9 protein-coding genes are annotated in these 11,932 nt (G+C 71.7%); all 9 read left to right on the forward strand.

Annotation, left to right across the window (positions count from 1 at the left end):
- Nucleotides 1-118 precede the first annotated feature (118 nt).
- Nucleotides 119-853, forward strand: a complete 735-nt coding sequence (locus CR157_RS11105) for a GntR family transcriptional regulator (protein WP_110283608.1) — start codon at nucleotides 119-121, stop codon at nucleotides 851-853.
- Between the two features lie 12 nt (nucleotides 854-865).
- Nucleotides 866-1,978 (forward strand): N-acetylglucosamine-6-phosphate deacetylase, encoded by a 1,113-nt coding sequence (nagA, locus tag CR157_RS11110; RefSeq protein ID WP_110283609.1) that lies wholly within the window; start codon nucleotides 866-868, stop codon nucleotides 1,976-1,978.
- A complete protein-coding gene (locus CR157_RS11115) occupies nucleotides 1,969-2,988 on the forward strand; it encodes an SIS domain-containing protein (RefSeq protein WP_110283610.1) in 1,020 nt (339 codons plus the stop codon). Before nagA ends, CR157_RS11115 begins: the two co-directional genes overlap by 10 nt.
- A gap of 28 nt (nucleotides 2,989-3,016) precedes the next feature.
- Nucleotides 3,017-5,566, forward strand: coding sequence for a phosphoenolpyruvate--protein phosphotransferase (ptsP, locus tag CR157_RS11120; RefSeq protein ID WP_110283611.1), 2,550 nt, complete (start codon nucleotides 3,017-3,019; stop codon nucleotides 5,564-5,566).
- Complete coding sequence (gene nagE / locus CR157_RS11125; protein WP_110283612.1) at nucleotides 5,566-7,416, forward strand: N-acetylglucosamine-specific PTS transporter subunit IIBC; 1,851 nt, start codon at nucleotides 5,566-5,568, stop codon at nucleotides 7,414-7,416. Before ptsP ends, nagE begins: the two co-directional genes overlap by 1 nt.
- Nucleotides 7,417-7,523: 107 nt before the next feature.
- A complete protein-coding gene (locus CR157_RS11130) occupies nucleotides 7,524-8,321 on the forward strand; it encodes a Cof-type HAD-IIB family hydrolase (protein ID WP_110283613.1) in 798 nt (265 codons plus the stop codon).
- A 120-nt stretch (nucleotides 8,322-8,441) separates the two neighbouring features.
- Nucleotides 8,442-9,161 (forward strand): response regulator, encoded by a 720-nt coding sequence (locus CR157_RS11135; RefSeq protein ID WP_110283614.1) that lies wholly within the window; start codon nucleotides 8,442-8,444, stop codon nucleotides 9,159-9,161.
- 83 nt (nucleotides 9,162-9,244) lie between these two features.
- Entirely contained in the window at nucleotides 9,245-10,645 is a 1,401-nt protein-coding gene (locus tag CR157_RS11140) for a sensor histidine kinase (protein ID WP_110284011.1), read from the forward strand.
- 74 nt (nucleotides 10,646-10,719) lie between these two features.
- Entirely contained in the window at nucleotides 10,720-11,910 is a 1,191-nt protein-coding gene (locus tag CR157_RS11145; protein WP_110283615.1) for an AGE family epimerase/isomerase, read from the forward strand.
- Nucleotides 11,911-11,932 lie beyond the last annotated feature (22 nt).

Below are 11,932 nucleotides of genomic sequence, written 5' to 3' on the forward strand. Positions count from 1 at the left end.
GGCCGGTCGACCGGGCAGCGATCCGGTGGTCTGCGACCATGGTCGTAGCCATGTGGTATTTAACTGGTATCAATGTGGAGCTATAGTGGTCTTACATTGGTAAGGCCAGGAGAGATCCATGGATGCCCGTTTTCAGCAGTTGCGGCTCGACCCCCAGGGGGCGACCCCCCTCTACCAGCAACTGGCGAGCCAACTGGAGCGCGCCATCGAGACCGGTGCCTGGGAGGCCGGCGAGGCGCTGCCCTCGGAGCGCAGTCTGGCCGAGTCCCTGGCGGTCTCGCGGATCACCGCCCGCAAGGCGCTGGATCGCCTGGCGGAGCTGGGATTGATCCGCCGCAGCCACGGCTCCGGCACCTTCATCACCCCGCGGCTCAACCAGTCCCTGACCCGGCTGGTGAGCTTCACCGAAATGCTGACCCAGCGTGGCTTCACCCCGCGCTCCCACTGGCTCTCCCGCCGCCTCGCGTCGCCCAGCGCCGAGGAGGGCATGCGCCTGGGGCTGGGCGCCGATGCCAGGGTGGCGCGGCTCAGGCGGCTGCGCCTGGCCGACGACGTGGTCATGGCGGTGGAGGAGAGCTGCCTGCCAACCACCGTCCTGCCCGACCCGATGGCGGTGGAGACCTCCCTCTATGCGGTGCTGGAGGCGGCGGACAAGCCGGTGGCCCGGGCCCTGCAGCACGTCACCGCGATCAACGCCGATGCCGAACTCGCCGAGCTCGCCGAGGTGCCCCAGGGCCAGGCGCTGCTCAAGGTGACACGCCTGGGCTATCTGGGCGACGGCACCCCGGCGGAGCTCACCGTCACCTACTGCCGCACCGACTACTACGACTTCATGGTCGAGCTGACCCGCTGAGGAGGAACGACCATGCTCTACGGCAATATCCTGACCCCCGACGGCTGGCACCTGGGCGAGCTCTGCTGGCAGGCGGGGCGCATCAGCCGCCTCGGCGGCGAGCCGGTGGATCCGGCGACCAACGACCATCCGCGGATCCTGCCCGGCTTCATCGACCTGCACGTGCACGGCGGCGGCGGCGCCGACACCATGGAGGGCGGCGCGGCCCTGGAGACCCTGGCCCGCACCCATGCGCGCTTCGGCACCACCAGCCTGCTGGCCACCACCATGACCGCGCCGGACGCCGAGATCCGCCGGGTTCTCGGCGAGATCGACGCCTATCTCCGGGCCCCCGCGGCGGACGCCGCCCGGGTGCTGGGCGTGCACCTGGAGGGCCCCTATATCAACCCCGGCAAGCTCGGCGCCCAGCCGGCCCACGCCCGCAGCGGCGCGATCGAGGAGGTGGACGCCCTCTGCGCGCTGGCGCCGATCCGCCTGGTGACCCTGGCCCCGGAGCTCTCCGGGCACTTCGCGCTGATTCGCCACCTGACGGCCAGGGGCATCCGGGTGCAGCTCGGTCACACACTGGGCAGTTACGAGGAGGGGGTCGAGGCCCTCGAGCACGGCGCCTGCGGCTTCACCCACCTCTTCAATGCCATGACCGGGCTGCACCACCGCAAGCCCGGCATGGTGGGCGCGGCCCTGGCCCATGCCGACTACGCCGAGCTGATCCCCGACCTGCTGCACGTGCACCCCGGCGCCATCCGCGCCGCGCTGCGCTGCATTCCGCATCTCTATGCGGTCACCGACTCCACCGCCGCCGCCGGCATGCCGGACGGCGACTACCGTCTGGGCGAGCAGACCGTGACCAAGTGCCTGGGCGGCGTACGCCTGGCCGACGGCACCCTGGCCGGCAGCACCCTGACCATGGATCAAGCATTGCGCAACCTGGTCGGCCTGGGGCTGACCCTGGCCGAGGCCTCCGATCGCCTGTCGCGCTTTCCGGCCGACTTCCTCGGGCTTCCCGAGCGGGGACGCCTGGCCGAGGGCGCCCCGGCCGACCTGGTGGTGCTCGATCCCCGACTCAACCTGCAAGCGGTCTTCGTCGAGGGCCGTGCCATCGAAGGAGCCCCCCCATGTCCCTGATGCTCGAGGAAGCCCGCAATGCCCCGGAACGCATCCGCGGCCAGCTGCAGCGCAATGCCGGCATGCTTGCCGAGCTGGGCGAGCAACTGCGCCTGGCGCCGCCACCGGCGGCGGTGACCGTGGCCCGCGGCAGTTCCGACCACGCCGCCAGCTACTTCGCCTACCTCTGCATGAAGCACCGCGGCATCCCGGTGGCCTCGCTGCCGCCGTCGCTGACCACCCTGGCCGAGGCCCCCTGGCGGCTCGCTGACCAGTTGGCGGTGGCGGTCTCCCAGTCGGGCCAGAGCCCGGACCTGGTGGCCACCCAGCGTGCCCTGGCCGCGGCCGGCGCCCGTACCCTGGCGCTGGTCAATACCCCGGAATCGCCGCTCGGCGCGGTCAGCGACCTGGAGGTGCCGCTCTACGCCGGCGAGGAGCACAGCGTCGCCGCCACCAAGAGCTACCTGGCGACGCTGGCCGCGATGGCCCAGTTGCTGGGCCACTGGAACGGGGATCGTGACCTGCTCGCCGCCCTGGACACCCTGCCGGCCCGGCTCGCCCGGGCCGCCGAGCAGGACTGGTCGGCGGCCATCGAGGCGCTGGCCGGCGTCGACAGGCTGATGGTGATCGGCCGGGGCGCCGGCCTGGCGGTGGCCCAGGAGGCAGCGCTCAAGTTCAAGGAGACCTGTGCCATCCAGGCCGAGCCCTTCAGCGGTGCCGAGGTGCGCCACGGCCCCATGGCGCTGATCGGCCCGGGCTACCCGGTGCTGGTGTTCGCCCCGCCGGGGCCGGAGCAGGCCGGGCTGCTGGAGCTGGCCGACTGGCTGGAGGGCATCGGCGCCCGGGTGCTGCTGGCCGCCGACGACGGCGTGACCCGGCGCCGGCTGCCGCTGGTGGATGCCGGCCACGAGGCGCTGCAGCCGCTCTCGGTGATCCAGAGCTTCTACGTGATGGTGGCCGGCCTGGCGGCGGCCCGGGGCAACGACCCCGATCGCCCCCGCCACCTCAACAAGGTGACCCGCACCCTCTGACCCCATAACAACAAGTCGGGAGATTCCCATGACGACTGCTACACGCCTGATCCTGCAGGCTCCCATCGACGGGGTGGTGATCCCCCTCGCCGAGGTGCCCGACCCGGTCTTCGCCGGGGGCACCCTGGGCGAGGGCATCGCCCTGGACCCTCTGGGCGAGTGCCTGCACGCCCCCTGTGACGGCGAGGTGGTGCAGTGCGCCCGCACCCGCCATGCCGTGACCCTGAGGACCGACGCCGGCCCGGAGCTGCTGCTCCACCTGGGCCTGGATACCGTCAACCTGGACGGGGAGGGCATCGAGCTGCTGGTGGTGGTGGGCGACCGGCTGCGTGCCGGCGACCCGCTGTGCCGCTTCGATGCCGACCGCCTGGCCCGGGGCGCGAGCGCCCTGATCACCCCGCTGGTGATCACCGGGGCCGCCGGCTGGCGGCTGTGCCCGCCACACCCTGCCGCCGGCGCCCGGGTCGCCCTGGGCGAGCCCCTGCTGGCGCTGGAGGCGGTCGGTGGCGCGGCCGGACCGGGGGCCGGCGAGACGGGCCCGCTGCGTGAGCGCCCGCTCACCCTGGCCCTGGCGGCCGGGCTGCACGCTCGCCCCGCGGCGCGCTTGCGGGCCATCGCCCGCGGCCATGGCGTGACGCTGAGGGTGCGCAGCGAGGCCGGCGAGGCCGATGCCGAGAGCCTGAGCGCGCTGATGAACCTGGGCCTGACCCGGGGCGTCGCCCTGACCCTCGCGGCCCGGGGCGAGGAGGCCGAGGCGGCCCTGGCGGACGCCGAGGCATTGCTGACCACCCCGGAGGCGGACGACCACGGGGCGCCGACGCCCGAGACGGTGCCGGACCGGCCCCTGGCCGAGGGCGAGCTGGCGGGGCTGGTGGCGAGTCCGGGCCTGGCGCTGGGCCCATTGGTGGCCTATCGACCGCCGCTGCCCCGGGTCGCCCGGGATGGCGCCGGCGAGGTCGTGGAGTGGCCGCGGCTCAGCGCCGCCCTGGCGAGCGTCGGCGATGACCTGGCGCGAGCCGAGCGGGAGGCCCGGGCCCAGGGCCAGGCGGCGGAGGCGGAGATCTTCACCGCCCACCAGGCCTGGCTCGAGGATCCCGACCTGATCGAGGCGGCCCGGACGCGGATGGGGGCCGGGCGCGGGGCCGGCCAGGCCTGGCGCGAGGCCCTGGACGACGAGGCCGAGCGCCTCGCCGCCAGCGGCAATGCCCTGTTGGCGGGGCGGGTCGCCGACCTGCGCGACCTGCAGCAGCGGGTGATGGCCGAACTGGCCGAGCCCGGTGCGGCCGAGGACGAGGCGGTGCCCGAGGGCGCCATCCTGCTGGCCGAGGAGCTGACGCCCTCCCGGCTGGTGGCCCTGGCCGAGCGGCGTCCCGCCGGCCTCTGCCTGGCCGGTGGCGGCACCACCGCCCATGTGGCGATCCTGGCCCGGGCCCGGGGCATTCCCTGCCTGGTGGCCATGGGCGATGCCCTGGCGGGGCTGGCGAGCGAGCGGGCGGTACTGGACGGCGAGCGCGGCCGACTGGAAGTCTCGCCGAGCCCGGCGCGGCTGGCCGAAGTGGAAGCCCTGCTGGCGGAGCGGCGCCGCCGGGCCGAGGCGGAGCGGGAAGCGGCCCAGGCCCCGGCGGTGACCCGCGATGGCCGCGAGATCGAGGTGTGCGCCAATGTCGGGGGCAGCGAGGAGGCCTGCCTGGCGGCAGGGGCCGGGGCCGACGGCATCGGCCTGCTGCGCAGCGAGTTCCTGTTCCTCGAAGGTGACAGCGCGCCCGGCGAGGCCTTCCAGCGCGGCGAGTACCAGGCCGCCCTGGAGGCCCTGGGCGGCAAGCCGGTGATCATCCGTACCCTGGATATCGGCGCCGACAAGCAACTGCCCTACCTGCGCCTGCCCGCGGTGCCCAACCCGGCCCTGGGGGTGCGCGGCGTGCGTCTCTGGCAGAGCCAGCCCGAGCTGCTCGAGACCCAGCTGCGAGCCCTGCTCTCCGTCACGCCGCTGGCGAGCCTGCGCATCATGCTGCCCATGGTCACCGAGGCGGGGGAGTTGCGTCAGGTGCGCGAGCACCTGGAGGCCATCGCCGCCGAGCTGGGCCTGAGTGAGCGCCCGCAGCTGGGCGCCATGATCGAGGTGCCCAGCGCCGCGCTGTGCGCGGCGAGCCTGGCCGTCGAGGCCGACTTCCTCTCCATCGGCACCAACGACCTGACCCAGTACACCCTGGCCATGGATCGCGAGGATCCCGAGCTGGCGGCGCGGGCCGATGTGGTGCACCCGGCGGTGCTGCGGCTGATCCGGGCCACCGTGGAGGGGGCCGCCGGTCGCTGCCCGGTCGGGGTGTGCGGCGCCGCCGCCGGGGATCCCCTGGCCGCGCCCCTGCTGGTGGCGCTGGGCGTCGACGAGCTCTCCGTGGAACCGGCCCGGGTGCCGGCGGTCAAGGCCGCGCTGCGCCGGCTGGACGCCGCGGCCCTGGCGGCACGGCTTCCCGAGTTCCTGGCCCTGGACGACGCCGCCGCCGTGCGGCAGCGGCTGGGGGCCTGGCAGGCCCGGGTGGACGAGACAACAACAACGCTTCTCGAGAGGATCTCCTGATGACCATGACCCTTGGTAACCGACTGATGGCCGGCCTGCAACGGCTCGGTCGCTCCCTGATGCTGCCCATCGCGGTGCTGCCCATCGCCGGCCTGCTGCTGCGCCTGGGCCAGCCCGACCTGCTGGACATCGCCTTCATCGCCGGCGCCGGCGAGGCGATCTTCGCCAACCTGGCACTGATCTTCGCCATCGGCCTGGCGGTGGGCTTCGCCGACGACGGCAACGGCGCCGCTGGCCTGGCCGGGGTGATCGGCTACCTGGTGCTGGATGCGGTGCTCACCGCCCTGAACCCCGAGATCGACATGGGGGTGCTGGCGGGGATCATCATCGGCAGCGTGGCGGGGCTGCTCTACAACCGCTACAAGGCGATCCGGCTGCCGGACTATCTGGCCTTCTTCGGCGGGCGGCGCTTCGTGCCCATTGCCACCGGGCTCGCCGCAGTGGCCCTGGGGGTGGTCTTCGGCCTGGCCTGGCCGCCGGTGCAGCACGGCATCGACTCGCTCGGCCGCTGGCTGATCGATGCCGGCGAGCTGGGCCTGTTCGTCTACGGCACGCTCAATCGCCTGCTGATCGTCACCGGCCTGCACCATGTGCTCAACAGCCTGGTGTGGTTCGTGTTCGGCAGCTTCGAGGCGGCCTCCGGGACCCTGGCCAGCGGGGACCTCAACCGCTTCTTCGCCGGCGACCCGACGGCGGGCAGCTTCATGGCCGGCTTCTTCCCGGTGATGATGTTCGGTCTGCCGGCGGCGGCCCTGGCCATGTACCACGCCGCCCCCAGGGGGCGCCGTGCCCAGGTGGGCGGCCTGCTGCTGTCGCTGGCGCTGACCGCCTTCCTCACCGGGGTCACCGAGCCCATCGAGTTCACCTTCATGTTCCTGGCCCCGCTGCTCTACGGCCTGCATGCGCTGCTGACCGGGGCCTCCATGGCGCTGATGCACTGGCTCGACGTCAAGCTGGGCTTCACCTTCTCCGCCGGCGCCTTCGACTTCGCGCTCTCCTACGGGCTCTCCACCAACGGCTGGCTGATGCTGCCGGTGGGCCTGGCCTACTTCGCCCTCTACTACACGGTGTTCCGCTGGGCCATTGCCCGTTTCGACCTGCCCACCCCGGGTCGCGAGCCCGAAACGGAGACACCCACCAGCGGTGTCAGCACCGCTACCGGCGAGCGCGGGCCGGCCTTCGTCGCGGCCCTGGGGGGCGCCGCCAACCTGGCCAGCGTCGGTGCCTGCACCACCCGGCTGCGCCTGGTGCTCGAGGATCCCGCGCGGATCGACGAGGCGGCCCTCAAGGCGCTGGGTTCCCGGGGCCTGCTGCGCCTGCAGGGCGGCGGCGTGCAGGTGATCCTGGGCCCGATCGCCGATGGCGTGGCCGACGAGATCCGTCAGGCGCTGAGTCAGGGCGATCGGGGGCCCATCGCCGCCTCTTTCCACGATCCGGTGGCCGACGAGATCCGTCAGGCGCTGAGCCAGGGCGATCGGGGGCCCATCGCCGCCTCTGTCCACGATCCGGTGGCCGACGAGACCCGCGGCGCCATGGCCGCCCAGGGCACGACGCCCGGCGGGGGCGAGGCGGTCGAGCCGCAGGGGAGGGCGGAGGAGCCTGCCGAGGCCGTCGATGCCGCCGCTTGCGGCGACTGGCTGCACGCCCTGGGGGGCGAGGCCAATGTCCGCGAGGTGGCGGCAGTGGCCGCCACCCGGCTGCGGCTGGCGCTGCGTGATGCCGCGGCGCTGGATGAGGCGGCCCTGGCCCGGCTCGGCGCCCAGGGTGTGCAGCGCCTGGAGGGCGACGTGGTGCATGTGCTGCTGGGCCGGCACGCCGCCGCCGTGGCCAGGGGGCTGCAGAACGGCTGAGGGGGGTGGCTGGGGCCGGCATGGCCCGGCCACCGTCGTCGCGAAGCAGGGTGGGACGCCGAAGGCTGAATCGGTTAAGCTGGGCGTTCAAGAACAGGGAGAGCCCCATGACCCCACGCCTGATCGTCTCCGATCTCGACGGTACCCTGCTGGGTGCCGACCACGACCTCCATTCGCACACCATCGAGACGCTACGGACCCTGGCGAGCCGAGGGCACCACCTGGCCTTCGCCTCCGGGCGGCACTTCCGCGACATGCTCGCCTTCCGCGAGCGGCTCGGGGTGCCGATCCATGTGATCAGCACCAACGGCGCCTACCTGCACGCCCCCGACGACCGGATGCTCGCCGCCCGGCACCTCGAGGCCGAGCTGGCCCGGGAGCTCATCGGCCTGGAGCGCCACCACAGCGTGCGGCTGAACCTCTACCGCGACGAGGAGTGGCTGATCGACGCCCCGGACCCGCGGTTGCTGGCGCTGCACGCCCATACCGGCTTCGGCTACCGGGTCGCCGGGCCCGATGAGCTCGACGGCGAGGGGGTCGGCAAGGTGCTCTATATCGGCGAGCCGCGGCGCCTGGCCGGGCTCGAGGCCGCGGTGTGCGAGCGCCACGGCGAGCGGCTGCACGTGACCTACTCGACCGCCAACTCGCTGGAGATCATGGCCGGCGGGGTCAACAAGGGCACCGCCCTGGCATCGCTGCTCGAGGCCCTCGGGCTCGCTCCCGAGGCCTGCCTGGCCTTCGGCGACAACCTCAACGACACCGAGATGCTCCAGCTTGCCGGCGAGGCGCATGTGATGGCCAACGCCCACCCCGAGCTGTCGGCCCTGGTACCGCGGGCGCGCCCCATCGGCCACCACGACGAGGCCGCCGTGGCCAGGTGGCTGCGCGAGCGCTTCGGCCTGTGAGGCGACTACCACCTTGGTCGCAAGTGCCTTGCCGTCGTCCCCGCCCTTGATCATCATCGAGTCCCCATAACGACAACACGCCAGGGGCGGTGCCGGCATCGTCCCTGCCACCAGGCGAAGATGACGACGACTCCTGCCACCCTGATCGTGGTCGACGACGACCCCGAGATCCGCGAGCTGCTGGCCGACTATCTCGGCCGCCACGGCTATCGCGCCCTGGTCGCCGAGGATGCCGAGGCGCTGCACCGCCTGCTGGCCCGGGAGACCCCCGACCTGCTGATCGTCGACATCATGCTGCCCGGCGACGACGGCTTCACCATCTGTCGCGAGGTGCGCCGGACGAGCGAAGTGCCGCTCATCATGCTCACCGCCAGTGCCGACGAGACCGACCGGATCCTCGGCCTGGAGCTGGGCGCCGACGACTACCTGGGCAAGCCCTTCAACCCCCGCGAGCTGCTGGCGCGCATCAAGGCGGTGCTGCGCCGGACCCGCACGCCGAGCAGCGAACCCGAGCACGCCCGGCTGGTGGCCTTCGGCAACTGGCGGCTCGACCGGGTGACCCGCGAGCTGATCGACAGCCAGGGCGAACGCAGCCCGCTGTCGGGTGCCGACTTCCAACTGCTGCAGGTGTTCCTCGAGCACCCCGAACAGGTGCTGTCCCGCGACGGGCTGTACGAGCTGAGCCGTGGCCGGCCGGCCCCGCCGCTGGACCGCTCCATCGACGTGCACGTCTGCCGGCTGCGCCAGCGACTCGGCGAGGATGCCCAGCACTCCCAACTGATCCGCACCGTGCGCGGGGCCGGCTACGTGCTGGCCACCCGGGTGGACGTGCTGCCGTGAATCGGGACGGGCCCTGGCGGCGCCTGCGCCGACGACTGGCCCTCGCCTTGCCGCGTACCCTACGCGGGCGCTTCGTGCTGATCATGGTCGTCGGGGTGCTGGGCGCACAGCTCGCCAGCTACGCCATCTGGACGACCCAGGCACGCTCCAGCCAGCTCGAACAGCTCGACGAACTGTCGCGGAACGTGGCCTACAGCGTCGCCTCCACGATGCGTTTCTTCCGCTCGCTGCCCTACGACTACCGGCATATCGTGCTCGACCAGTTGCGCGACATGGGGGGCACGCGGTTCTTCGTCAGCGTCAACGATCACCGCATTCCGATCCTCGATACCGGCGACGGTCCCGGCAAGTCGCTGGTGGTCGACAATTTCCAGCGGGTGCTGGCCTCGGAGCTGGGCATCCGCGACGCCCTGGTGGAGTTCTCGCGCCCCGAGGAGCTGCGCCTGCTCAACAATGAGGTGCTGCTGCACGACCTGCCGCGCCGCTGGGGCCAGCACAGCCTGCTGATGGAGCCGCTGTCGCCACCGGTCCTGGTGGTGCAGATGGAGCTGGAGCCGGAGACATGGCTGTATGTGGCGACGCTGCTGCCCATCCAGGACCTGTTCACCGCGCACGGCTGGCTGTCCGAGGAGCGCCTGCTGGCGGCGCTGCTGGTGCTGCTGACCGTGATCGGGCTGTCGCTGGTGGGCATCCGCAGCGCCACCCTGCCGCTGGGGCGCCTGTCGCGGGCGGCGCATCTGCTGGGCAACGACCTCGACGCACCGCCGCTGCGCGAGAGCGGGCCGCGGGAAGTGGCGGCCACGGCCGTGGCCTTCAATCGCATGCAGCGCCGTATCTGCCAGCAGGTGGAGGAGCGGGAACGGTTGTTCTCGGCGATCTCCCACGACCTGAAGACGCCGATCACCCGCATGCGACTGCGCGCCGAGCTGCTCGACGATCCGCTCCAGCGCGAGCGCTTCTGCGCCTCGCTGGATGAGCTCGCTCAGCTGGTCAAGGGGGCGCTCGCCTCGGTCAAGGGGTTCGATCTCCATGAGCCGTTGCAGGAGATATCGCTGCGCGACCTGCTCGAGGGGCTGGCCGAGGAGCTGAGCCTGCAAGGCGGCGAGGTCGCCATCGAGGGGCATGCCACACCGCTGACCGTCAAGCCGCTGGCCCTCAAGCGTTGCCTGGCCAATCTGCTCGAGAACGCCATCTTCTACGGTGGGCGAGCCGAGGTGTCCCTGGACGAGGACGGCACGGCGCTGCACATCGCGATCCGTGACCACGGCCCCGGGATTCCCGACGCCGAGCAGGAGCGCGTCTTCGATCCCTTCGTCCGCCTGGAGCCGTCGCGCAGCCGGCATACCGGCGGCTCCGGCCTGGGGCTCGGCATCGCCCGGCATATCGTGCGTGCCCATGGCGGTGAGCTGCGCCTGGCCAACCATCCCGATGGTGGCCTGGTGGCGACACTGGTGCTGCCCCGCGAGCAACTTGGTGCAATCTAAGCAACATGGGGGGCGAGGGGCGATCGACTAGGCTGAGGCCATCGCCTTGTGTCCGAATACCGAGAGTGCCGATCATGAACGTCTACGACAGTGCCTTTCTCGAGGCCCATATCCGCAAGACCATGGGCTTCTATCACCCGCGCGCCATCGATCCCGAGGGCGGTTTCTTCCACTACCTGCGCGACGATGGCGAGGTCTACGATCGCCGCCATCGCCACCTGGTCTCCAGTGCCCGCTACGTCTTCACCTATGCCCGCTACGGCGCCTATTTCCAGGCGCCGGACTACCTGGCCTGGGCCCGTCACGGCTTGCGATACCTGGAAGAGCGGCATTTCCAGCCCGACTACCAGGGCTATGCCTGGACGCTGCACGATGGCCGGGTCGAGGACGACACCAACCACTGCTATGGCCTGGCCTTCGTGCTGCTGGCCCATGCCACGGCGCTCAAGGCCGGCATCGATGAGGCCCGAGAGGGGCTTTATCGGGTTCACGAGTTGCAGACGCGGCGCTTCTGGGAGCCGCAGTGGCAGCGTTATGCCGACGAGGCGGATCGGCATTGGCAGGTGTCCGACTATCGGGGGCAAAACGCCAACATGCACAGCTGCGAGGCGCTGATCGCGGCCTTCGATGCCACCGGCGATGCCCAGTTCCTGGAGCGTGCCCTGCAGGTCGCCGAGGCGATCTGCCTGGGCCAGGCGGCGCGGGGCCATGGCTGGATCTGGGAGCACTACGATCGCCACTGGCAGCTCGACCTGGACTACCATCGCGACGACCCGAAACACCTGTTCCGCCCCTGGGGCTACCAGGTCGGCCATCAGACCGAATGGGCCAAGCTGTTGCTGATGCTGGAACAGCGGCACCCCGCGCCCTGGCTGCTGCCCAGGGCCCGGGAGCTGTTTCTCGGCAGCGTGGAGGCCGGCTGGCATCCCGAGCACGGCGGCCTGGTCTATGGCCTCGACCTCGACGGCGCGATCTTCGATGGCGACAGGTACTTCTGGGTGCAGGCCGAGAGCCTGGCCGCCGCGGCGATGCTGGGCAGCCGTACCGGCGAGCGGTACTTCTGGCGCTGGTACGAGCGGCTGTGGGAGTTCAGCTGGCGGCACATGATCGACCATGAGCATGGTGCCTGGTATCGCATCCTCGGACCCGACAATCGCCGCTACTCCGACGAGAAGAGCCCCGCCGGCAAGGTCGACTACCACACCATGGGAGCCTGCTACGACGCTATCGAGGCGCTGCGCCGCGGCAATGTTTCAACCTCGTAAGAAACCGGCAACACTATCCAGC

This window comes from Halomonas sp. LBP4 (assembly GCF_003202205.1).
Taxonomy (GTDB): Bacteria; Pseudomonadota; Gammaproteobacteria; order Pseudomonadales; family Halomonadaceae; genus Halomonas; species Halomonas flagellata.

What these genes read in the sequence shown, in the direction of transcription:
- CR157_RS11105 (WP_110283608.1), top strand. Translation starts at nt 119, where the DNA reads ATGGATGCCCGTTTTCAGCAGTTGCGGCTCGACCCCCAGGGGGCGACC.
- nagA (WP_110283609.1), top strand. Translation starts at nt 866, where the DNA reads ATGCTCTACGGCAATATCCTGACCCCCGACGGCTGGCACCTGGGCGAG.
- CR157_RS11115 (WP_110283610.1), top strand. Translation starts at nt 1,969, where the DNA reads ATGTCCCTGATGCTCGAGGAAGCCCGCAATGCCCCGGAACGCATCCGC.
- ptsP (WP_110283611.1), top strand. Translation starts at nt 3,017, where the DNA reads ATGACGACTGCTACACGCCTGATCCTGCAGGCTCCCATCGACGGGGTG.
- nagE (WP_110283612.1), top strand. Translation starts at nt 5,566, where the DNA reads ATGACCATGACCCTTGGTAACCGACTGATGGCCGGCCTGCAACGGCTC.
- CR157_RS11130 (WP_110283613.1), top strand. Translation starts at nt 7,524, where the DNA reads ATGACCCCACGCCTGATCGTCTCCGATCTCGACGGTACCCTGCTGGGT.
- CR157_RS11135 (WP_110283614.1), top strand. Translation starts at nt 8,442, where the DNA reads ATGACGACGACTCCTGCCACCCTGATCGTGGTCGACGACGACCCCGAG.
- CR157_RS11140 (WP_110284011.1), top strand. Translation starts at nt 9,245, where the DNA reads ATGGTCGTCGGGGTGCTGGGCGCACAGCTCGCCAGCTACGCCATCTGG.
- CR157_RS11145 (WP_110283615.1), top strand. Translation starts at nt 10,720, where the DNA reads ATGAACGTCTACGACAGTGCCTTTCTCGAGGCCCATATCCGCAAGACC.